Source organism: Aquirufa rosea, assembly GCF_004118285.1.
GTDB lineage: Bacteria > Bacteroidota > Bacteroidia > Cytophagales > Spirosomataceae > Aquirufa > Aquirufa rosea.
The window spans coordinates 25,006-47,153 of record NZ_SDHY01000007.1 but is presented as its reverse complement, the minus strand read 5'-3'; the positions used below and the strand labels follow the sequence as shown (position 1 = coordinate 47,153).

Annotated in this window: 18 protein-coding genes; 6 read left to right on the top strand and 12 right to left on the bottom strand. The window is 40.4% G+C overall.

Going from position 1 to position 22,148, the window contains the following annotated elements:
- Positions 1-75: 75 nt before the first annotated feature.
- From ESB04_RS10900 to ESB04_RS10885, 4 genes are read right to left on the bottom strand one after another with little or no spacing between them, the layout of a single operon-like run.
- Complete coding sequence (locus ESB04_RS10900) at positions 76-480, bottom strand: hypothetical protein (protein WP_129027782.1); 405 nt, start codon at positions 478-480, stop codon at positions 76-78.
- Positions 481-484: 4 nt separating this feature from the next.
- Positions 485-1,705: an alanine dehydrogenase gene (locus tag ESB04_RS10895; RefSeq protein WP_129027781.1), complete on the bottom strand. Its 1,221-nt coding sequence runs from the start codon at positions 1,703-1,705 to the stop codon at positions 485-487.
- Positions 1,702-2,136 (bottom strand): tRNA (adenosine(37)-N6)-threonylcarbamoyltransferase complex ATPase subunit type 1 TsaE, encoded by a 435-nt coding sequence (gene tsaE, locus ESB04_RS10890; protein ID WP_129027780.1) that lies wholly within the window; start codon positions 2,134-2,136, stop codon positions 1,702-1,704. Before tsaE ends, ESB04_RS10895 begins: the two co-directional genes overlap by 4 nt.
- On the bottom strand, positions 2,136-2,840 hold the full coding sequence (locus tag ESB04_RS10885; RefSeq protein ID WP_129027779.1) for an SDR family oxidoreductase: 705 nt from the start codon (positions 2,838-2,840) through the stop codon (positions 2,136-2,138). The genes tsaE and ESB04_RS10885 overlap by 1 nt, the downstream gene beginning before the upstream one ends.
- 37 nt (positions 2,841-2,877) lie before the next feature.
- Between ESB04_RS10885 and ESB04_RS10880 the strand changes: the two genes are divergently transcribed.
- Positions 2,878-3,609 carry an MlaE family ABC transporter permease gene (locus ESB04_RS10880; protein WP_129027778.1) on the top strand — a complete coding sequence of 244 codons (732 nt, stop codon included), beginning with the start codon at positions 2,878-2,880 and terminating at the stop codon, positions 3,607-3,609.
- Here the strand turns inward: ESB04_RS10880 and ESB04_RS10875 are convergent.
- The 3 genes from ESB04_RS10875 to ESB04_RS10865 are packed head-to-tail and all read right to left on the bottom strand — an operon-like array spanning position 3,606 to position 6,208.
- Positions 3,606-4,460, bottom strand: a complete 855-nt coding sequence (locus tag ESB04_RS10875) for a transglutaminase family protein (protein WP_129027777.1) — start codon at positions 4,458-4,460, stop codon at positions 3,606-3,608. The two genes, ESB04_RS10880 and ESB04_RS10875, sit on opposite strands and share 4 nt — an antisense overlap.
- Positions 4,457-5,191 (bottom strand): peptidase, encoded by a 735-nt coding sequence (locus tag ESB04_RS10870; protein ID WP_129027776.1) that lies wholly within the window; start codon positions 5,189-5,191, stop codon positions 4,457-4,459. Before ESB04_RS10870 ends, ESB04_RS10875 begins: the two co-directional genes overlap by 4 nt.
- A 54-nt stretch (positions 5,192-5,245) precedes the next feature.
- The gene (locus tag ESB04_RS10865) at positions 5,246-6,208 is read right to left on the bottom strand and encodes an alpha-E domain-containing protein (RefSeq protein WP_129027775.1); all 963 of its coding nucleotides are present in this window, start codon (positions 6,206-6,208) and stop codon (positions 5,246-5,248) included.
- Between the two features lie 174 nt (positions 6,209-6,382).
- Here ESB04_RS10865 and ESB04_RS10860 point away from each other — a divergent pair, with 174 nt between their 5' ends.
- From ESB04_RS10860 to ESB04_RS10850, 3 genes are all read left to right on the top strand, one after another.
- Positions 6,383-7,417, top strand: a complete 1,035-nt coding sequence (locus ESB04_RS10860; RefSeq protein WP_129027774.1) for a quinone-dependent dihydroorotate dehydrogenase — start codon at positions 6,383-6,385, stop codon at positions 7,415-7,417.
- Positions 7,418-7,480: 63 nt separating this feature from the next.
- The gene (locus tag ESB04_RS10855; protein ID WP_129027773.1) at positions 7,481-9,958 is read left to right on the top strand and encodes an FtsK/SpoIIIE family DNA translocase; all 2,478 of its coding nucleotides are present in this window, start codon (positions 7,481-7,483) and stop codon (positions 9,956-9,958) included.
- 4 nt (positions 9,959-9,962) lie between these two features.
- The gene (locus tag ESB04_RS10850) at positions 9,963-10,571 is read left to right on the top strand and encodes a LolA family protein (protein WP_129027772.1); all 609 of its coding nucleotides are present in this window, start codon (positions 9,963-9,965) and stop codon (positions 10,569-10,571) included.
- Positions 10,572-10,699: 128 nt separating this feature from the next.
- Here ESB04_RS10850 and purQ read toward each other — a convergent pair whose 3' ends face one another.
- The 4 genes from purQ to ESB04_RS10830 form a co-directional block, all read right to left on the bottom strand.
- Complete coding sequence (purQ, locus tag ESB04_RS10845; RefSeq protein WP_129027771.1) at positions 10,700-11,377, bottom strand: phosphoribosylformylglycinamidine synthase I; 678 nt, start codon at positions 11,375-11,377, stop codon at positions 10,700-10,702.
- Positions 11,378-11,433: 56 nt separating this feature from the next.
- The gene (locus ESB04_RS10840; protein WP_164969649.1) at positions 11,434-12,996 is read right to left on the bottom strand and encodes a M1 family metallopeptidase; all 1,563 of its coding nucleotides are present in this window, start codon (positions 12,994-12,996) and stop codon (positions 11,434-11,436) included.
- A 260-nt stretch (positions 12,997-13,256) separates the two neighbouring features.
- The gene (gene ahcY / locus ESB04_RS10835; protein ID WP_129027769.1) at positions 13,257-14,573 is read right to left on the bottom strand and encodes an adenosylhomocysteinase; all 1,317 of its coding nucleotides are present in this window, start codon (positions 14,571-14,573) and stop codon (positions 13,257-13,259) included.
- 181 nt (positions 14,574-14,754) lie between these two features.
- Positions 14,755-16,047 (bottom strand): UDP-N-acetylmuramoyl-tripeptide--D-alanyl-D-alanine ligase, encoded by a 1,293-nt coding sequence (locus tag ESB04_RS10830; RefSeq protein WP_317127035.1) that lies wholly within the window; start codon positions 16,045-16,047, stop codon positions 14,755-14,757.
- A 38-nt stretch (positions 16,048-16,085) separates the two neighbouring features.
- On the opposite strand from ESB04_RS10830, the gene ESB04_RS10825 reads away from it, so the two are divergent.
- Positions 16,086-18,209, top strand: a complete 2,124-nt coding sequence (locus tag ESB04_RS10825) for an FG-GAP repeat domain-containing protein (protein WP_129027768.1) — start codon at positions 16,086-16,088, stop codon at positions 18,207-18,209.
- Here ESB04_RS10825 and ESB04_RS10820 read toward each other — a convergent pair.
- Positions 18,206-19,162 carry a sulfite exporter TauE/SafE family protein gene (locus ESB04_RS10820; RefSeq protein ID WP_129027767.1) on the bottom strand — a complete coding sequence of 319 codons (957 nt, stop codon included), beginning with the start codon at positions 19,160-19,162 and terminating at the stop codon, positions 18,206-18,208. The two genes, ESB04_RS10825 and ESB04_RS10820, sit on opposite strands and share 4 nt — an antisense overlap.
- Before the next feature lie 129 nt (positions 19,163-19,291).
- Between ESB04_RS10820 and leuS the strand changes: the two genes are divergently transcribed.
- Positions 19,292-22,114, top strand: coding sequence for a leucine--tRNA ligase (gene leuS, locus ESB04_RS10815; protein WP_129027766.1), 2,823 nt, complete (start codon positions 19,292-19,294; stop codon positions 22,112-22,114).
- The last annotated feature ends 34 nt before the right edge of the window (positions 22,115-22,148 follow it).

Here is a 22,148-nt window from a genome sequence, read left to right as displayed (position 1 = left end):
CCTGATAGTAGGTTGATTCATCCTGAATGGAATTTGAAATAAATTCTACATTCCTAATTCTACCTTCTACCTTAATTACATTTCCTCCGGAAAGGGGATAAACACAAAATTGGTAAACTGTCCATCGACCACGAAAAGGCAAGCAAATTCCTCAATGTCCTTGTAGTTTTGAATAAATAACTCTTTGTTCTCTTCAGCCACTAAACCACGCTGTAAAAACTCTTCCAAGGTGGAGGCATGGTAATTCCATTTGTTGCCATTCATTTCATTGACCCCAATCAGTTTTTGACCGATTTCAACAGGTCTTTGGGACGTAACAAAAAGAGGGTAGTCAGAAAATCCTCTTTTCTTGATCTGATAGGAAGCTTCTTTTAATAGTTCTGAAACCAAGATAAAATCACTGGAAATGAGTCCCAAGTATTTACCATTCAGGTCTGGGGAATTGGGAGCGTTGGAAAGGGCTTGATAATCTTCAATCATAGTATTAACTCTTACTTAGTAGTAGCAACTGAATATCTTTGACAGATTTGTGAAATAACTTTCCGATCATCGGATGAGTGATATAGCCTTTGTAAGCGTAAACTCCTTTCATAAAGGATTTTCCCTGCCACAGCATTTCTTCTACTCCTCCTGTTTTACCGGCTTTTAGTAAAAAGGAGGTTATCAAATTACTAATGGCCAAGCTGGCTGTTTGTCCCACCTGTGAAGGTATATTGGGGACACAATAGTGAATAATCCCATATTTAATGAAAGTAGGATTACCTAAATGGGTAGTGGAGGATGTCTCAAAGCAACCACCTTGGTCGATGCAAACATCCATGATGAGGGTTCCTTCCTTTAATTTGCTCACCATTTCTTCTGTCACAATGCAAGGAGTAATGCCGCTATCCGAGCGTAATGCACCTACAATGACTTGGGCTTCTTGTAGTGCTTTAGGTAAGTTTTCCGAATCTATCACTTGCGTGATGAGAGGGAAGCCTAAACTTTGTTTTAAGCGCTGAAGTTTATAAATGTCTTTATCGAAAACCTGCACTTGAATTCCTGCATGCCAAGCGGCCCTGGCAGCCTGCTCTACCACATGACCTGCCCCCAACAAGACCATTTTACTAGGAGGCACTCCCGTCACATTACCCAAAAAAATACCTGGCTGATGCTCTTTTCGTAAAATCTCCGATGCGATCGGTAGGATGAGTTGACCTGCTATTTCTGCCATGATTTTTACGAAAGGAAATCCTCCACCATTATCTTCTGCATATTCTAAGCCGATAGCCAGAATTTTCTTTTGAATGAGTTTATCAATTATCTCCACACTTAGGTGATGGTAAGAGGCACAGGAAATCAGGCAATTTCCCACTTTCATTAATTCTACTTCCTTTTCACTGGGAGGATTAATTTTAATGACCAGGGGTGATTGCCAAACTTGGGAAATATCCTCAGTGATTGAAGCCCCTGCTAATAAATAATCGGCGTCTAAGAATCCTGAGCGTTCACCAGCTGATTTTTCAACTAGAATTTCATGGCCATTGGCAACTAATAATTGAACTGCATGTGGACTCAGTGCCACGCGGTTTTCGAATTTGGAATGTTCTTTGGGTATTCCAATCAGAATGCTACGGGCATTTTGTTTGGTCCAGGCCATCGCCTCCATGGGCATGATGCCTTGTTGGGCTAATAATTCTTGAAAAGGGTTTGTTTCCATCATCATGCTTGCCAATTCACTGTAAGATGCCGCTGCCCATCTTCTTGGGTGCTAATATTGAACTCTAGGTGGGGAAAATCCCATAGCTCCTCTGCTTGCTCCGGCCATTCTATGAAACAAAGATGCCCAGAATCTAGGTATTCTTCAATACCAATGTCCAATGCTTCCTGAACATTTTTAAGTCGGTATAGGTCAAAATGGTAAATGATATCTCCATCCTTTGTTTGATATTCGTTCACCAAAGAGAAAGTAGGGCTTTGCACAGATTGCATCACACCAGCTTGCTTCCCCCATTCTTTAATGAATGTCGTTTTTCCAGCCCCCATTTGTCCTCGGAATAGGTACACATGTGGAAGATTTTGACTGGCGGTCCAGCATTGCTTCACAACACTTGGTAGCTCCTCGAGGGCATAGGTCGCGCTAAAAACTTCTTTCATTAGTCTAAATCTATATCTCCTAATTGGGGACGAATTAATATCTCTTCTAATACAGTAGATGGTGCCATTTGGTAAGCGGCCCAAATAGTGGAAGCGATGTCTTCAGCGGGGATAAATCGACTGGCAGGTAAGTTGACACCATCCCAGGAAGGTGTAAGCGTTGCCCCTGGAAGCACGGCCGTTACTTTGATACCTTGGGTTTTTAATTCTTCACGAAGTACTTTAGTAAATCCCAATAAGGCATATTTACTAATACAATATGAGCCACCTTGCGTGTATGCAGTGATAGAGGCAGTAGAGCAAATCGTAAAAATATGCCCTGCTTTTCTGGCTTGGAAACTGGGCAAAAGGGCTCTTGTCAAATGATAAGCTGAATAAACATTGGTTTCGATTTGACGTTCCAATACCTGATCTTCCTCGTTTTGTATTTGACCTGGCAAGAAAAAACCTGCATTGTTGATTAAAACGTCAATTTGTTGAGTATGCCCCAGAACGAATTCTGCAAAGGCTTTTGTTTGTTCTTTTTGGCTCAAATCTGCCACGAAGGTATGGAGCAATGAGTTATTTATTTCCTCCTGTAAAGCGGCTAGATTGCCTGCCTTTCTGGAGCAGGTGAAGGTATTGAATCCTTCCGAAATGAATTTTTTCACCAAAGCTTTGCCAATTCCCTGACTTCCCCCACTGATTACTACCGTTTTGTTCATTATATTTGAGTCTTATTGCGCACCATCATTCCTACGCATGTCAAAATTAGGTAAATATTTAATCTTCCTAGGTAAGCTTTTTACAAATCCTGAGAAATTTAGGGTATATGTGTCCTTGGTTTTTCAGGAGTGCATGGATATTGGTATCAATTCTTTGTTGATTGTGACCATCGTGGCCTCCTTCTTGGGGGCAGTGACTTGCGTACAAACGGCAGCCAACATGGATAATCCTTTTGTACCGCAGTATATCATTAGTTTGATTGTTCGTGATTCCACACTGTTGGAGTTAGGACCTACCATTACCTGTGTGGTATTGAGTGGTAAAGTGGGTTCGAGTATAGCAGGACAATTAGGTACCATGCGTATCACGGAGCAGATTGATGCTTTGGAAGTGATGGGAATAAATTCTCAATCCTATTTGGTATTGCCTAAAATTTTGGCTTCCATCATCACCTTTCCGATGTTGGTAACCTTAGCATGTTTCCTAGGTATTTATGGCGGTTACATTGCAGGTTGGCTAACAGGTGCTATCTCACCGCAAGAGTACATTCATGGAATCCAATTTCAGTTTAAAGGGAATTATATGTTCTTTGCCCTCGTGAAATCGGTGGTCTTTGCCTTTTTAATTGCTTCTATTGCCTCTTTTCAAGGTTTTTATACCAAAGGAGGAGCTTATGAGGTGGGAAAGGCTAGCACAGCTGCCGTAACAAATTCCTGTATCGCAGTGCTCATAGCTGATTATTTATTAGCCCAATTATTGGTAGGTTAAATTCGCTCAATTTTCACATCCGTGCTCAAATTTGACAAGGCAATACCGCGGTATGTGCCATAAACTGGTGTGATTTCCTCAGGTAAGCAAGAAGCCGCCAAAGGTATGTGATTCCCAGATACTACCTCATGCTGGGTAGGGTCATAGCCACGCCAACCACCTCCCGGTAAATAAACTTCCACCCAAGCATGCAAATGGTGCGTTTGATTGGGCATATCTACGGGAGCTGGTCCAATGTAATAACCTGATACAAAGCGCGTAGCTAAGCCCATGGCTCGACAGATTGCCGCAAAAAGTACAGCATAATCTCTGCAAGAACCTTTTCTTTGCGAAAGGGTAATTTCAGGACTGTGAGGCGCCCCTTCTTCACGGATTTCATATTCGAAATTTTGGAAAATGAATTCATTTAAGGAGGCTAAAAAAGTGGGGGTGTCTGACTGGGCTTCTTGTGCCAATTGCTGGGCAAAAGTATAAATAGTAGGGTGAACAGTTTCTTGAGATAAATAAGGACTTAAGGTTCTCTGGTAGCTAGGAGTATATTGTAGGGGAAGTTTTTGACTTTCAAATGGGAAATAGACAAAATCGAACGGATTAAATTCTGTGGTTTCCACTACCGCTTCCATGTAAATGTCCAAATGCCGAGTAGGTTCTTTGAAAAACAGGATATTTTGAATGTTTCCCTCAGGGTCCAAATTCTTCGAAATCTGCACAGGCCAAGGCTGAATTTCCAAGCTGAAGGAATTGATTGTCAACATGGAACTCTTTCTAGGATGCAAGTACAAAGTGTGCGGATCCAGCGTGACAAAATCACTGTATTGGTATGACAAGCGATGCAGTATATGTGCGATCATGCCTCGGAAGAATTAAGCGATATAAGACTTTCCATCCATTTTTCATCGATTCCCTCCAATGATTTGCGTAAGGCTAGATTCCAATCATCTGAAATATTTTGCATATCTGCTTTCGTCAGTCTGATCTCTTTGGCATGAAAGCTGTTCTTTTCATAAACAACCACGTCAATGGGATAATCCACGTCATTTGAACTAACTTGAGTAGCGTCAAAGGATAGAAAGCCCATTTTGAGTGCATCTTTTAAGGAAGTTTCTGCCGTCAAGTTTCGATTTAGTAGAGGTTTACCGTAATTCGAATTACCAATGATTTGATATTTTAATCCTTCATTTATTTCAATCCAATTGCCTTCTGGGAAAATTAAGAACAATTTATGTTCAGGGTCTTTGGACATTTGTCCGCCAACTAATGCATGTAAGTTGAAATGGTATCCTTCTTTTTCCAAGTTATCTCGGTCCTCTGCTGCTACTTTCTTTAGCATATTGCCAAAGGCCGTAGCTGCTTCAAACATAAAATCATAATTGGCTTCCTCTTTTTCAATAGCTTGGTTAAAATAGGTTACAGCTTTATCACGTACGGAGCGCAATCCCGCAGTCATGATGAAAAGACTATGATTTTGAACTTCGTGGATGGATATTTTCTTATTGGAATAAACTTCGTTTCCAGCTGTTATCCGGGTATCAGCGATGGCCACCAAGCCTTCTTTCACTTTTATTCCTAGGCAAAATGTCATGAGATGCAAATCAAAAATGTGCGCAAAAATACAAATTTTAAATCAAGCCTGGGCTTAGCTAACTGGTTTTAGGTCGAAATAGGTATTGAATATGGCTTCACCTACCTGATTATTTCTAATTTGAAAATTATCTAGGTATTGATGTAAACCTGTACTGAGAATATCATCTATTTCTGTGAATTCTACCTCTGAGAGCAGTTTGGATAGTTTTTTCTCGGCCAAATTGGAGAATCCATTTTCAGAAGATGTGCCTGAAATAGCGTATAGGGATGCTTGAGCTTCTTTCAGGCAATGCACAACGGACCTTGGAAAGTTTTTATCCAAAATCAAAAATTCAACGATATGAGTTGGGTTCACCACCTTGTATTGCTGACGGAACATATTATAGGCTGAGACTGATTTTAATACGGCAGACCAAAGCAATAGGTCTAAGGGAGAACCTATTTCATTGACATCGGGAAGTAAGGTGAAGTATTTAACGTCTAGAAATCGAGTGGTTTTGTCTGCCCTTTCTAATAGTTTACCCAACTGTCCGAAGTGCCAAGCCTCTCCTCGCGTAATGGTTGAGTCCACAATACCATAAAACAATTGGCTACCAGATTTGATTTCTTCCAGAAAGCCTTGATAGCGAGAAATTTCCCAATTTTTACTTCCTTCTACTTTGTCTTTGACCTTCCAATAAATTTGGTTGACATATTCCCACATCTCTTTGGAAATACTTTCACGAATGGTTCGGGCATTTTCCCGAGCACAATAGAGGCAAGAAATGATGGAATTTGGATTTTTAATATCAAAAGTCATGTAGTGCAATACGTTCTCTCGATTGGCCTCCGAATAATGTTCAAAGAAATTAAAGTGGTCGGCAGTAGCCACTATGAGAGGCTCCCATTGTTCTGGAACATTGGGAGGAAGGTCCAGCGCAAGGTTGAAATTGACTGAAATAAAGCGAGCGTAATTGTCTGCCCTCTCTATATATCGATTCATCCAGTAAATGGAATTGGCTACACGACTTAACATAGGCTATTTGATTTTAAATGCTTGATTGTGGGAATGATATTAAATTTAAGTTTTTTTTGGAAGTATGCATCGTCCCAAGCTGAAAATTGTAACAAAAATCAAATTGGGATTAAAGCCCAAATGCATTCCGCTATCTAGTTCAATTTTTGTATTTTTGCCTGAAATTCTTCTTCTATGCTATACCAATACATCCTTAAACCTCTGTTGTTTTTAATGAGCCCGGAAAAAGCTCACTATTGGGTAGCCGACAGCTTACGTTTTTTGATGAAGATTCCTGGTGTCAAATCCTTGGTTCGCTCTTGGTATCAGGTGGAAGATCCTCGTTTGTCGAGGACCGTATTTGGTATTCAATTTCCCAATCCAGTAGGTCTAGCAGCAGGCTTTGATAAAAATGCCTCCATGGTGGATGAATTGGCTAATCTGGGTTTTGGATTCATAGAAGTGGGGACAGTTACACCCAAGCCACAGGATGGTAATCCGAAACCCAGGCTATTTCGTTTGCCAGCAGATCATGCATTAATCAACCGTATGGGTTTTAATAATGAAGGATTGGAAGCGATGAAAGCTCGATTGCAGCGACGTACTTCAAAGGTGATTATCGGAGGGAATTTAGGAAAGAACAAACTTACCCCCAATGAGTTAGCGGAGGAGGATTATTGCTTGGGTTTTGAGGCGCTATTTGATGTGGTGGATTACTTTGTGGTTAATGTAAGTTCTCCCAATACTCCCAATTTGCGTGATTTGCAGGAGAAAGAACCTCTGAAAAAATTACTGAGTCGCTTGCAGGATTTGAATGCTGCCAAGTCCATACCTAAGCCAATATTGTTGAAAATTGCACCCGATTTGACCAATGAGCAATTAGACGATGTATTGGAAATCGTTCAGGAGACACATTTGGCAGGTATCATTGCCACCAATACTACACTTTCAAGGGAAGGGTTGAGTTCCATCGAGAGTTTGAAACAAGAAGCAGGAGGTTTAAGTGGAAAGCCATTGACCCAGCGTTCTACGGAGGTAATTGCTTATTTACATCAACATTCCGACGGGAAAATACCCATCATTGGAGTAGGAGGAATACACTCGGCAGAGGATGCATTGGACAAGCTCAAGGCCGGCGCTAGTTTGGTTCAGGTATATACGGGTTTCATCTATGAAGGCCCTGGTTTGATTAAGGAAATCAATCAAAGGATCATTCATTCAGGACTATAAAAATGATTTTGTAAATCGAATCAAAAAAGCGAAATTTACGTAAAGCAATCATTCCACACCTCTATGGCCAAAAAGATTACTAGTCCTAGCAATACTCTACAACTGAACTTTGAAAAAGATAGCCACAAAGAGTCTGTTAAGAGAGGAGAATTGACAGCTAGAATTCGTTTAATCTTGGCTCTTTTTTTAGTTTTAACGGGTTTGTTATTACTGATATCATTTGCTTCTAGTTTTTTTGTAGGTGTAGCGGATCAAAGTGAAGTAGAGCGAAACGCCTTGGAAGTGATTGACGGATCAGATATACCTGTTAAAAATTTGGCAGGACTTTTAGGCGCCAAAATCGCCCATTTCTTTTTGTTTAGGACATTTGGATGGTCATCCGTTTTATTAGTTCCTCTATTTTTATTGTCTGCCTTAAAAGTGGGTTTTAGAAAGGAAATTTATTCGGTGGACCGACTGTCCTGGCAGGTGCTTTTTTATGTGATTTGGGGAAGTTTAGTTTTAGGATTTCTATCCTATCAGTTAGATTTACCTCATTCTTTAGGTGGTGGCGTTGGTTATTTTCTGAATGAAAAGCTACATCAGTTGATTGGCTACATGTCAATTTTTGTCATCCTATTCGTAGGCTTAGTTTTCATTATTTTATTCTATCAATTAAATCCTAAACCAAAGGTTCAGGCTGTAAAGGAAGTGCTTCCTGGTACAGAAGCGCCAGTGGAAGGAGCCACAGCTGCTGCTGAGGATGCTTTGTTTGAGGAAGATTTATTTGATGAGGAACCAAGTATTCATGTGGATAATGATGATTTAGAGGAGTTTAGGCCCATCGTGCCACCTTTGAAGTCGAGCGTCGCTACTGAAGAAATTGACATAGATGAGGAGCTATCGAATCATGAGATACCTGAAGCTCCGGTAGAAGACGATTTGACCTTTACCTATAAAGTGGCAGAGGTAGAGCCTAATGCCCCAGTGGATGAGCAAGAGGAGACTACTACTGAAACGAAGGCGAATGATTTGGTAGCTCAATTTGGATTGTATGACCCAACGGCCGATTTACCTAAATACCAATACCCAACCTTGGATTTATTGAAGGAGTATGATGTAAAAAATCAAACAACTCAAGTGACCATGGATGAGTTGAAGGAAAATAAAGAGAAGATTGTTGAGACGCTTCAATATTACGGCATTGGTATTTCTAAGATTGAAGCGACCATTGGTCCAACGGTAACTTTATATGAAATTGTTCCAAAGGCTGGAGTCCGAGTAAGTAAAATTACTTCCCTTGAGGATGATTTATCGCTTTCCCTTGCGGCTATGGGAGTTCGTATTATTGGTCAAATGCCAGGTAAAAATACCATAGGTATTGAGGTAGCGAATAAGAATCGGGAGATGGTGCCAGTTAGGGCGGTGATAGGTTCGGAGAAATTCCAAAAGTCTAACTTTGATTTACCGGTTACTTTAGGCAAAACCATCTCTAATGAGATTTTTGTAGCAGATTTAGCCAAGATGCCACACTTGTTGATGGCTGGTGCTACGGGTCAAGGGAAGTCGGTAGGTCTCAATATGCTCCTGACTTCATTGATTTATAAAAAGCATCCAGCTACTTTAAAGTTTGTTTTGGTAGATCCGAAGAAGGTCGAGTTATCTTTGTTCAATAAGTTGGAAAGGCACTTTTTAGCTTGTTTGCCAGACTCAGAGGAGGCGATTATTACAGACACCAAAAAGGTGGTGAATACGTTGAATTCCTTGTGTAAGGAAATGGATTTGCGTTATGATAAGTTGAAAGACGCGGGTTGTAGAAATATCAAAGAGTACAATCAAAAATTCATTAATCGTCGTTTGAATCCCAATGAGCACGATTTCATGCCCTACATTGTCTTGGTGATTGACGAGTTGGCCGATTTGATGTTGACTGCTGGTAAAGAGGTTGAACACCCAATTGCCCGATTGGCTCAATTAGCACGTGCTATTGGTATTCACTTGGTGGTGGCAACGCAAAGACCATCTGTGAATGTCATTACGGGTACTATTAAAGCAAACTTCCCAGCTCGATTGTCTTTCAAAGTTATGTCGAAGATTGACTCTCGAACTATTTTAGATGCGGGAGGAGCGGATCAGTTGGTGGGTCAAGGAGACATGTTATTGTCCCTAGGTTCTGAGGTGATTCGTTTACAATGTGCTTTTGTGGATACACCAGAGGTGGAGGAAATATGTGAATTTATTGGCAATCAGCAAGGATATGCATCGGCGTACTTACTGCCAGAGCCAGATTCGGAGGAGACGGGTGGACAGGAGCGTGGAGATCTGGATTTGAGTAATCGTGATTCCTTTTTTGATGAAGCAGCCCGATTAGTGGTGATGCATCAGCAGGGATCTACGTCCTTAATTCAGCGTAAATTAAAATTAGGATATAATCGGGCTGGAAGATTAATAGATCAGTTAGAGGCGGCCGGAATTGTAGGTTCTTTTGGAGGATCCAAGGCTCGAGATGTATTAGTAAAGAGTGAAACAGAATTAGAAGAGATTTTGAAAAATTTATCATAAAACCATGAAGAAAATTATAGCCATTATTGCCTTAGTATGTTGTAATACATTTATTTATGCACAATCTGCTAAAGCAGTAGGATACATTGATGCGATGCAAAAGAAATACAAAGCTATGTCATCCTTTGCTGCTAGTTTCAGTTATGCGACGGAAGGAGCGGCTCCTATGAATGGATCTATTTCGGTCAAAGGAACTAAGTTTCGATTAAAGACCGCTGGACAGGAGATATTCAATAATGGGAAGGAAGTAGCCACTTATATCAAGGAAATCAATGAGGTTAACGTTTCTGCCTTTGATCCTGCTGAAAATGATTTGAATCCGGCAAAGATTTATTCGTTCGACAAAAAAGCGTATAAGATTAATTTGGCTGGGGAGGAAGGCTCAACTGCCACGGTAGAATTGGTACCCAACTCCAAGAATTCCCAAATGCAGAAGATAAGCATTAAAATCAATAAGGCGGATCATGCCGTGAAAGAATGGACTATTATCAACAAAGCAGGTAAGAAACAAAACTTTAAAGTGCTTAAAATCGAATCTAAATCCTTGGATGATAAATTCTTCACTTTTGATAAGAAACAATATCCTGGGGTAGAGGTGAATGATTTGAGATAGGGATTTGAATGAATTGTAAATTATGAATTATAAATAATTTTGGTTTGAAGTATATTCTTCTCTTCATTATAAAAGTTAAAAGCCCTGAATTTCAGGGCTTTTAACTTTTATAATCTATAATTTATAATCTAAAGCACCAATTGCTTCAAAATTTCCAAACCATCAGTATTAGATAAATCTGGATCCGCAGCGCGTTCTGGGTGAGGCATCATACCGATCACATTACGACCTGCATTGCAAATACCAGCGATGTTGAACAAACTGCCATTTGGGTTGGAAGCATCGTTTATCTGGCCGTTTTCATCGCAGTAATAAAATAAAATCTGGTCATTGGATTTTAATTCGTCTAATGTCTTTTCATCTGCGAAATACCTTCCTTCTGCATGTGCAATTGGGATTTTATAAGCTTTGTTTAAGTCCAAAGATTGTGTGATCAGGGACTGATTGGTAGCAGCTTTTAAATAAACATTCTTGGAAATGAATTTTTGGGAATTGTTTCTCAATAAAACTCCAGGCAATAAATGCGCCTCCACCAATACCTGAAATCCATTGCAAATACCCATCAAATATCCCCCCTCTTGTGCATGTTTAATCACATTATCCATGATGGGTGAAAAACGGGCAATAGCACCTGAACGTAAATAATCTCCATATGAGAAACCACCAGGTAGAATAATGAAATCAGAATTTTCAAGACTGGTTTCTTTATGCCAAAGTTTAACGGCTTGATGACCTAAACTTTCAATAACCCCAACGGTATCATCGTCACAATTAGAACCAGGGAATACTACTACGCCAAATTTCATAAGATGCTATTAAATTTCAAGTGCAAAAATAGCGGTTTTTGTTCAGAATTTTCTGATTAATTCTGCTTTTCTACTTGGAATAAAAAATGTTCAAAGTCCCATTGAGGTGCCTCGGTCAACCTTATTTGCTGCCAGGTGTCTGTTGGATGTATACGTTCCCCAAGCCCTTGATCATGCTTAATTTCAATGGGTAGGTCTATGTCTCCTGGTACATTTTTCCATTTGTAGCGAAGGTTATATCCTCCATTGACCTCTCTTAATTGATACACTAAGGTTGGGATTTCAGCATGGTTCAAGTAAAAACTCATGATGGCCTTCACATTTCTTTTGAGCTTCTTTTCAAAGAAATTCAACACTTCCTCGGCATTGGTATTTTTATGGTAAAAACTCAAACAAAAGTCTTTGATGGTGCTAAACCAAAGTTTATCGTCTGCCACGATGGAGCGCAAGGTATGGAACATCCATGTCCCCTTAAAATACATATCAGAGTCTGGACTTTGATAGTTTACGCCATAAGGTCCAATAATGGGGAAGCGGTTACGGATATTGTTTTTTTGCCCATTCAAATACAATTGTGCTGCTTCCTTACCCGACTTCTCCTCCAAATAAATAGCTTCCGCATAAGTACCCAAGGCCTCATGAATCCAGAGGTCGGCATGGTCAGTACAAGAAATGGAATTGCCGAACCACTCATGGGCCGACTCATGCACGATGATGAAATCAAAACCAAAAGCATTGTTTTTGTAATGGTTGCCATAAGCCACAGCACTTTGATGCTCCATACCCCAATAATCCGTCTCTACCAAAGCATAACCATCTTTAGGAAAAGGGTAGGGGCCAAAGTATTTTTCAAAAATTCGTAGCATTTCCTGACTCTGCTGAAAATGTTTTTTTGCTACTTCCTCGTTATTTTTCAATACATAAAAATCCAAATCCAAGGGCTTTCCGTTCAATTGGACCATTTTTTCAGACCAATGTGCATAGTCAGCAATGTTGATGGAGACATTGTACGTATTAATGGGGTACTGCACTTTCCAATGGTATTCTGTACCAAAGGTGGTAGGTGTAGAGCTAATCAAATTGCCATTGGAAACAGCCATAAGTCCTTTGGGTGCTTCAATCCTAATATCCATGGACTCAGGTTCATCACCCGGATGATCTTTACATGGCCACCATACTGAGGCTCCCAGACCTTCACAGGAAACAGTTATCCATGGCTTACCCGATGGGTCTTTAGTCCAGGAGAAACCGCCATCCCAAGGTGGCCTGACGGCTTTCCGCGGTTGACCTTGGTAGGATATTTGAACTTGATGTTTTTGTTTAACTGATAAAACCCTCGGAAAATCAATAAAAATGGCATTTCCATCGCGATGGTACTTCAAGGCTTTGTTTTCAAAAAGTATTTGGTCGATGGCCAAGTTTTGGAATAAGTCAACCTGTATTTGACTAGTTTTTTCTTTTACTAGGAATTGAATGGTATTGGAGCCCGTGATGTACGTTTTTTCCGGGTCTACCTTGACTTTCAAATCATAATGCCATACATCGTAGGAGGTACGAGCAGGCCTTAAACTCCCTCTCAAGCTATCGGCATGAGTGAACGTTTTTTGGGATAAGAGCATGTTTGAGCTAACCAAAAAGACTATTAGCCATGCATACCTCTGAAAATTGAATAAATTTCGGAATTGTAAATAAAGTGTATGGTTCATCAAAATGATTGATTCATGAATTTGAATTTAAAATTACGCCTTTATTTAAAACCTAAAGAAAATTCTTTTCATGAATAAATATACATGGGTTGAAAGCCGTTCCTTTATGAAGCTCAAGGCATAAAAAAGCCATCCTCTTTCGAAGATGGCTTGGTCATTTTGTCTAAAAAAGACTAGTAACGGTAATGCTCTGGCTTGAATGGACCATTTTGTGGTACACCAATGTATTCCGCCTGATCTTTTTCTAATTTCTCTAATTTAGCACCAATGTGCGCTAAGTGTAAGAAGGCTACTTTCTCATCCAAATGCTTTGGAAGGATGTATACTTTGTTCTCATAATTCGCTGAATTAGCCCAAAGCTCCAACTGAGCTAAAGTTTGATTACAGAATGAGTTCGACATCACGAAGGATGGGTGACCCATAGCGCACCCTAAGTTCACTAAACGGCCTTCTGCCAATACGATAATGTTTTTCCCATCGATGGTGTACATATCCACTTGAGGCTTGATTTGGTTTTTCGTTGAACCGTAGTTTTCGTTCAACCAAGCCATGTCTATTTCATTGTCGAAGTGTCCAATGTTACATACAATCGCCTTGTCTTTCATGGCTTTGAAATGACGGTCACGGATGATTTTTACATTTCCTGTTGCCGTTACAAAGATGTTTGCTCGGGTAGCAGCCTCATCCATCGTGACTACTTCATAGCCATCCATGGCTGCTTGTAAAGCACAAATTGGGTCTATTTCAGTAACCAAAACGCGGCAGCCTGCTCCACGCAATGATTCTGCACTACCTTTTCCTACATCACCATATCCTGCGACTACGGCTACTTTACCGGCTAACATTAAGTCGGTAGCACGACGAATCGCATCTACCAAAGACTCTTTACAACCATATTTGTTGTCAAACTTCGATTTAGTTACCGAATCGTTCACGTTGATAGCTGGCAAGAACAAAGTGCCATTTTTCATGCGCTCATATAGGCGGTGAACTCCCGTGGTAGTTTCTTCAGAAAGACCTTTGATACCTGGAATTAACTCTGGATACTCATCAAATACCATGTTGGTTAAGTCTCCACCATCATCCAAAATCATATTTAATGGTTGTCTTTCTTCCCCAAAAAATAATGTTTGTTCTATACACCAGTTGAACTCTTCCTCGTTCATACCTTTCCAAGCATAAACTGGGATTCCTGCTGCTGCGATGGCCGCTGCTGCGTGATCCTGTGTGGAGAAAATATTACATGAAGACCAAGTTACCTCTGCTCCTAAAGCCGTTAATGTTTCAATCAAAACGGCTGTTTGAATCGTCATGTGCAAACAACCTGCAATGCGCGCTCCTTTCAAGGGTTGGGCTTTACCAAACTCTGCACGTAATGCCATTAAGCCAGGCATTTCGGCTTCTGCTAATTGAATTTCTTTACGACCCCAGTCGGCCAATGCAATGTCTTTAACTTTAAATGGTACATAGGTACCTGAATGTGATGCCATTGTGTATGTTGTTGAATTGAATTTCTAAATAAAGTGCAAAATTAGTTCTTTTTTGGCTAAAGAGAAAATGTCTTTTTTTAAATGATTTGTACGTCCAAATGCACAAAAACTTTGAATTTGAAAGGATTAATTCTGTAAGGATAAATCATCCAAATATGGATCGGCCTTGTGCCCTTATGGTCTATTCCAAAAATGGAAGTACACTTTCCAAGGAAATCCCCCTGGAACCTTTTACTAATAAATAACTATCTCGAATAGGATGATCTTGCAGCCAAACGTGAAGGCCAAATTTATCCGGGAAATAAAAGGCTCTAGGTAAATGTGCTAGTGCATGCTGCATGTGTTTGCCCACTAACAGCACTTTTTCAAAACCCAGTTGAGCAATCAAAGCACCCAAGGAAGCATGTTCCTCCGCCGAAGCATCTCCCAATTCAAACATATCTCCCAATATCACAATTTTTGGATTGTTTTCAGTCTCAGCAAAATGCTGAATAGCTGCAGCCATGGAGGAAGGATTGGCATTGTATGCATCCATCAGCACCTGATTACTTCCGATATGGATAAATTGGGAACGATGATTATTGGGTACATATGACCTGATTCCCTCATGACATTGTTCATCAGATAATCCAAAATACTTACCTACGGCCAAAGCCATCTGAATGTTTTCAAAATTGTAAATACCTGGCAAATGAGATTTCACTTCTTCTCCTAACTGGGTGCGATAAACGACAGTCGGCTTAGCTTCTACCAATTCGGTATATAAAGCTTCATTGGCTATGACCGTATGCAAGAATTTCCTAGCTGCATGCATCTCATGTACCACATTTTTATCTTTAGGTAAAAAAACTGTTCCCTGATGATGGGATAGGAAGTCGAATAGCTCTCCTTTTCCTTTCTTGATACCTTCGATTCCTCCAAAACCCTCTAAATGAGCTTTCCCGATATTGGTGATTAATCCATGGGTGGGTAAGGCTATCTCTACTAATTCTTTTATATCCCCCTGTTTATTAGCCCCCATTTCAATCACGGCTATTTCGTGCTGGGCTTGGATGGATAAAATGGAAAGTGGTACACCAATGTGGTTGTTTAAATTCCCACTAGTCGCAAAGCAGTGAAATTTTTGCGACAAGACGGAAAATAATAATTCTTTAGTTGTCGTTTTGCCATTGGATCCAGTCAAGCCTATAATCGGTATCTGTAAGCTTTGTCGGTACAGCCTGGCTAAATCCTGCAAGGCTTTCAAACCATCTTCCACCAGAAGAGTTTTAGGTATGTGGGCGTAAGCCTCATCGTCAATGACGGCGTAGGCTGCACCTTTAGCTAGTGCCTCCTCTGCCAAGGAATTGGCATTGAAATTAGGACCTTTTAATGCAAAGAAAAGATTCCCCAGAACTATCTTACGTGTGTCGGTAGATATACCCGTGCTTTGTAAAAATCTTTCTAAAAGTGTTACATTAGAGGTCTTCATCATTTGCAAAAATAAAAGGGCTATTGGACTACAAATATCGAATGAAATTTTTACTATTCTTATTTTTTGGATTTCTAAGCTCAGAAATTATCGCACAGGTTCCCTCTTGGAAAGTAAATTCATCCATTCCTGTAAAGTCAAACCAAAGTATTTTATCAAATCCATGGGCAGGAGGTTTTAATTCAGTGCAAGTTGGCAGTATGGATTTAAACTTAGACGGAATAGAGGATTGGGTGGTTTTTGATCGAAGTACCCAAAAGCTGAGTACCTTTTTACGTCAAAAGAAATCAGATGGAACATCGGGGAATATCTATGCTCCTGAATATGAATCACAATTTCCTAAAATAGAGAACTGGTTTCATTTGGTGGATTATAACCGTGATGGGAAAAAGGATTTGTTTTGTTCTGCCCCTGCGGGTATGAAAATTTACCAAAACACCTCGGTGGACAAACTGAGCTTTCGAATAATAGCTGATCCCGTCTTTTCCGAGGGATTTTCGGGAAAAATTAATTTATACGTGGCCGCAGCGGATATTCCGGCCATTGGAGATATCGATGGGGATGGAGATGTGGATGTTTTGGCTTTTGAGCCAGCAGGACATTATGTGGAGTTTCATGAAAATGTGGCATTGCCGGGTTCTGGACAAATTCAATTTAGGAAAACAGTAGATTGTTGGGGTGATTTTATTCACAATGACTGTGAGGATGTATTATTGGGTACATCATGTAGCTCTAGCTATGTGCCTTTTCAGGTGAAAGGTCCCAATAAAGTCTTACACTCAGGAAACAGCTTGGCCTTATTGCCCAATGCCAATGGAACTTTTGATCTTTTATTTGGTCATGTGACTTGTCAGAATTTGATTCATTTGATCAATACAGGTAGTCCTGGCCGACCGCGGTTTTCTCAATTGAATTATAAATTCCCCACTGCTAATCCAGTTCAAGTAGGGGCTTTTGCCTCTGCCTTTACCACGGATGTGAACTTGGATGGGAAGTTGGATGTTTTGGTATCCAGTAATACCTATGATAATGTCCTGTTTACCCAAGATTATCAACAATCATTGGCTTATTACAAAAAGGAAGGAGATGCCTGGCTTTTACAGACTTCTGCCTATTTGCAAGATCAAATGCTGGATGTAGGAGAAAATGCAGCTCCAGTTTGGTGGGATTTCGATGGAGATGGGGATTTGGATTTATTGATTGGAAATGCAGGCATTCGGGGGGCTTTGGGAGTTCGAGCTAGCTTGACTTTGTATGAAAATGTGGGGAGCGCCCAGCAACCCACTTTGCAATTAAAAACTAAAGATTGGGCAGATTTCAGTGTGAAAATTCAAGCAACTGAATTGATTCCTCAAGTGCTGGATTGGGATGGAGATGGCAAAAAAGAGCTGATTGTCAGTTATCAGACATTTCTAGGGACCAAAGTTTCGCGCTTAAGTGCTGAGCAACAATGGCAAGAAATTTCAGTACCTCCCTTACAAGCTAGTGAAATTCCACTATGGGTAGATTGGAACCAAGATGGAAGGTTGGATTTGTTGATTGTCGAGAAGTCGGGTAAGGTTCGTTCTTATCAATACTCTAAAGACCTGAGTCTTCAAATAGAAAATGTCAATTGGGCTAATTTGAGTAGGGATATTGATTATGTACCCAAGAGCTTAAGTTTTTTGGATGTGGATGGAGATGGTCAATGGGAATGTGTCGTATTTGATCGACAAGGTAAAGCGATGTTGGTTTCCTATTCCCATGATGGTAAAAGTTCAACCATGAGTCCAGCATTTACCTGGACTGCCAATTATGGGGAGAGGGTATGGCCACATGCTGCTGATTGGAATGGTGATGGAAGGCTAGACCTAAGTTTGGGCTTGGGCGCAGGTGGAGTACAATTGTTGGAAAATATTCATCAATCGTCCAGATTGAATGCTTTAGATGTGGAAGGTTTACAAGTTTGGCCTAATCCTAGCAAAGGACCATGGTATGTTATGACGGAGGAAGCCGGTGAAATTAGTTTAGTGGATATGCAAGGAAAGCTTATGTCTGCATCCAGAAACATTCAAGCCAAAGAAATGCTTCAGATTCAACCGCCTGTTAATTATCAAGGAAGTTTGTTCATCCGATGGCAATCAAAGGCAGGGCAAATGAAGATAAAGCGATTGCTAATAGATTAAAAGAATTTGTCAGCACCCATAATAATCTGACGTAGACTGACGATGATAATCACCATTCCCACCAAAATCATCATCGTTTTAACAGGAAGTTTATTCGCTAAACGTGCAGCTATTGGGGCAGCAATGACACCTCCTAAAATAAGGCCAATGATTACCTGCCAGTAACCTAATCCAATTACTGTAAAGAAGGTCAAAGAAGAAGCTAGAGATACAAAAAACTCGGTTAAATTTACACTACCAATGGTGTATTTGGGATGTCTACCCGAGGCAATTAAGGTCGAGGAAACAATGGGTCCCCAGCCACCTCCACCAATCGAGTCCAAGTATCCCCCCAAAAGAGCTAAAAGTCCCACTTTTTTCAATTGGCGCTTTTCCTGTCTTTTAATCAAAGCCTTTTTAATGATGATGGCTCCTAAGAAAAGGGTATAAATGGAAACAATCGGTTTGATGTAACCCGCATAATTCTCTAGACTAGATAACACATAAGCTCCTAAAATAGCGCCAATGATTCCTGGGATGACTAAGGTTTTAAACAGTTTGGAATTGACATTGCCAAATTTCAAGTGCATATAGCCTGAAACTCCAGAGGTAAATACCTCCGATGCATGTACACTGGCAGAGGCCGCAGCAGGAGAAATCCCTACCGATAGTAAAAAGGTGGTAGCCGTTACGCCATATGCCATGCCTAGGGCACCATCAATCATTTGGGCAATAAAACCACCCAAAACATAATAGAGAATTTCCGAATTAACTGCCGAGAAGCCTGCTTGGATTTTTTCAATGGTCAGGTAAGTAAACAGTAAATGTCCCACTATCATCAAGGCCAAGGCATTGCTGATGTGAATTATCACTTCCGTGATACTTCTTTCCCTTTTCCAAATGGTTTGTACCGCATGAAAGATGCTGGGGAATTTTCTATTGGTTTCTGGACTCGAGGGAGTATTTGAAGACATATAAACTTACTCTAAGGTAATATGCCTACAAAAATAGTAGACTTCATCTAATCTACCAACAAAGTAGAGTAAATATTTTTTCATAAAAAAGCCGTAATTTGCATTCCTTTTTTAAAATGCTTATAAAATATGCGTACAGAGTATCAGTTCCGAGAGATTGAAAAGCAGTGGCAGTCTTTTTGGGAGGCTAATCATACCTTCAAGGCCCAAATAAATCCGAACAAGCCTAAATATTATGTCCTAGACATGTTTCCTTATCCTTCTGGGGCGGGCTTGCACGTAGGTCATCCACTAGGTTATATCGCTTCTGACATCATCTCACGCTATAAGCGTTTGCAAGGTTTTGAGGTCTTGCACCCTATGGGATTTGATTCGTTTGGATTGCCTGCTGAGCAGTATGCCATACAAACGGGCCAGCACCCAGCCATTACTACGGAACAAAATATCAATCGCTACATTGAGCAATTGAAAAATATGGGTTTTTCTTTTGACTGGACGCGAGAGGTAAGAACTTCTGATCCAGCCTATTATAAGTGGACTCAGTGGATATTCATGCAATTGTTTAATTCCTGGTACAACCAGGTTTCGGATAAAGCAGAACCTATCGAGACTTTGATAGAAATCTTGAATCAATCGGGTTCTATTGGACTACAGGCTGTTTGTGATGAGGAAGTTAAGCGTATTTCAGCCTTGGAATGGCAATCTTATTCAGAGGAAGAAAAATATGCCTACTTATTATCTTTCCGCTTAGCATTTTTGGATGATTCTGTGGTGAACTGGTGTCCAGCTTTGGGTACTGTTTTGGCGAATGATGAGGTTAAAGATGGGGTGTCTGAACGAGGTGGATTTCCTGTAGAGCAAAAGAAAATGCGTCAATGGTCCATGCGCATTACTGCCTATGCTGACCGACTATTACGTGGATTGGATGAGGTGGATTGGTCAGATTCATTGAAGGAGCAACAACGAAATTGGATAGGTAAATCCATAGGTGCGGAAGTAGATTTTGAGATCGATAATCCTGCTTTGGCACATAAAAAAATCAAAGTATTTACTACTCGTGTGGATACCATTTATGGGGTTTCCTTTATGGTATTGGCACCAGAACATGAATGGGTAGGAGAGTTGACAACACCAGATCAACAAGAAGCGGTAGATGCTTATGTGACTTGGGCTAAATCCCGCTCAGAGCTGGATCGCATGTCGGAAGTGAAGCAAGTGAGTGGTGTATTTACTGGCTCCTATGTTATCAATCCATTCAATGGTGTGCGTGTGCCTATTTACTTAGCAGATTATGTATTGGCGGGTTATGGTACCGGAGCGGTGATGGGTGTGCCTTCGGGTGATCAGCGCGATTGGAACTTTGCCAAGCATTTTAATCTTCCTATTATTCCGATTTTGGATGCCCAAAAAGATATTGATAAGCAGGCTGATGCAACCAAGGAGGGACATTATATCAATTCCGAGTTGATTAATGGAAAGACTTATAAAGAAGCGGTTTCTATCCTAACGACTTGGTTGGAGGAAAGGGGTATCGGTAAGGCTAAAATACAGTATCGCATGCGCAATGCAGTATTCTCTCGTCAACGATATTGGGGAGAACCCGTACCAGTATATTTCAAGCCGAATTCCAAAGGAGAGCTGTTACCTTATTTAATTGAGGAAAGCGAATTGCCTTTAGAGCTCCCTAAAATAGATAAATATCTACCTACAGAAACAGGTGAGCCACCATTAGGTCGTGCGGCTGATGCTTGGAAATACCAAGGAAAATACGATTATGAATGGTCAACCATGCCAGGTTGGGCAGGTTCCTCTTGGTACTGGTACCGTTATATGGATGCGCAAAACGAGCAGGAATTTGCTTCCAAAGAAGCGGTCGACTATTGGAAGGCGGTAGATTTATACATTGGAGGCTCTGAGCATGCGACAGGACACTTGTTGTATTCTCGTTTTTGGAATAAATTCTTGAAAGATTTAGGCTATGTGCAGGAAGAGGAATTTGCCAAAAAATTGATTAATCAAGGAATGATTCAAGGTCGTTCCAACTTTGTTTACCGGGTGAAAAATGTTAGTCCTGCCACATTTGTCTCTCATGGATTAAAGGATCAATACGATGTTGCGGCCCTGCATGTAGATGTAAACATTGTTGAGAATGATATTTTAAACTTGGAGGCATTTAAATCATCACGAAACGATGTGCCAGAAGATGCTGTATTTGTGTTAGAAGATGGTAAATACCTGTGCGGATGGGAAGTAGAAAAAATGTCCAAATCCAAGTACAATGTGGTCAATCCGGATGATTTGATTGCCAAATTTGGTGCAGATACTTTGCGCGTGTATGAAATGTTCTTGGGTCCATTGGAGCAGTTTAAACCATGGAATACCAACAGTATTTCAGGTTCTCATAATTTTTTGCGCAAGGTTTGGCGTTTGTTCTTTGATGAAACTAGCCAAAAAGTGAAATTGGAAGACAGTCCTGCTAAACCAGAGGAATTGAAAGTTTTACATACGGCCATTCGTAAAGTTCAAGAGGATTTAGAGCGTTATTCTTTCAATACAGTAGTTTCTACATTAATGATTTGTGTGAATGATTTGACACAATTGAAATGCCATAAAAAAGCCATTTTGAAGGATTTAGTTATTTTACTTTCTCCTTATGCACCACACATGGCGGAAGAGCTTTGGGTAGCTTTGGGCGAGGAGGCAGGAAGTATTTCCACGGCAGCTTTCCCAGTATTTAATCCTGCCTATTTGGTAGAAGATGAATTTAATTACCCCATCTCTTTCAATGGTAAAGTGAAGTTGACTTTATCTTTCTCGGCGACGGCTACTCCAGCTGAAGTAGAAGTTGGTGTATTAGCCAATATGCAGGTTCAAAAGGTATTGGATGGTCAAACACCAAGTAAGATTATTGTGGTACCTAAGCGAATTGTGAATATCGTATTGGGGAAATAAGGAGGTTTAATGTAGAATGTAGAATGAAGATTTT

Bases quoted from the DNA above. Each gene is read 5' to 3' on its own strand.
- ESB04_RS10870 (WP_129027776.1), bottom strand. From the start codon at position 5,191: ATGACATTTTGCCTAGGAATAAAAGTGAAAGAAGGCTTGGTGGCCATC.
- ESB04_RS10875 (WP_129027777.1), bottom strand. From the start codon at position 4,460: ATGATCGCACATATACTGCATCGCTTGTCATACCAATACAGTGATTTT.
- ESB04_RS10860 (WP_129027774.1), top strand. From the start codon at position 6,383: ATGCTATACCAATACATCCTTAAACCTCTGTTGTTTTTAATGAGCCCG.
- leuS (WP_129027766.1), top strand. From the start codon at position 19,292: ATGCGTACAGAGTATCAGTTCCGAGAGATTGAAAAGCAGTGGCAGTCT.
- ESB04_RS10820 (WP_129027767.1), bottom strand. From the start codon at position 19,162: ATGTCTTCAAATACTCCCTCGAGTCCAGAAACCAATAGAAAATTCCCC.
- ESB04_RS10865 (WP_129027775.1), bottom strand. From the start codon at position 6,208: ATGTTAAGTCGTGTAGCCAATTCCATTTACTGGATGAATCGATATATA.
- ESB04_RS10840 (WP_164969649.1), bottom strand. From the start codon at position 12,996: ATGCTCTTATCCCAAAAAACGTTCACTCATGCCGATAGCTTGAGAGGG.
- tsaE (WP_129027780.1), bottom strand. From the start codon at position 2,136: ATGAAAGAAGTTTTTAGCGCGACCTATGCCCTCGAGGAGCTACCAAGT.
- ESB04_RS10855 (WP_129027773.1), top strand. From the start codon at position 7,481: ATGGCCAAAAAGATTACTAGTCCTAGCAATACTCTACAACTGAACTTT.
- ahcY (WP_129027769.1), bottom strand. From the start codon at position 14,573: ATGGCATCACATTCAGGTACCTATGTACCATTTAAAGTTAAAGACATT.
- ESB04_RS10895 (WP_129027781.1), bottom strand. From the start codon at position 1,705: ATGATGATGGAAACAAACCCTTTTCAAGAATTATTAGCCCAACAAGGC.
- ESB04_RS10885 (WP_129027779.1), bottom strand. From the start codon at position 2,840: ATGAACAAAACGGTAGTAATCAGTGGGGGAAGTCAGGGAATTGGCAAA.
- purQ (WP_129027771.1), bottom strand. From the start codon at position 11,377: ATGAAATTTGGCGTAGTAGTATTCCCTGGTTCTAATTGTGACGATGAT.
- ESB04_RS10880 (WP_129027778.1), top strand. From the start codon at position 2,878: ATGTCAAAATTAGGTAAATATTTAATCTTCCTAGGTAAGCTTTTTACA.
- ESB04_RS10900 (WP_129027782.1), bottom strand. From the start codon at position 480: ATGATTGAAGATTATCAAGCCCTTTCCAACGCTCCCAATTCCCCAGAC.
- ESB04_RS10825 (WP_129027768.1), top strand. From the start codon at position 16,086: ATGAAATTTTTACTATTCTTATTTTTTGGATTTCTAAGCTCAGAAATT.
- ESB04_RS10830 (WP_317127035.1), bottom strand. From the start codon at position 16,047: ATGATGAAGACCTCTAATGTAACACTTTTAGAAAGATTTTTACAAAGC.
- ESB04_RS10850 (WP_129027772.1), top strand. From the start codon at position 9,963: ATGAAGAAAATTATAGCCATTATTGCCTTAGTATGTTGTAATACATTT.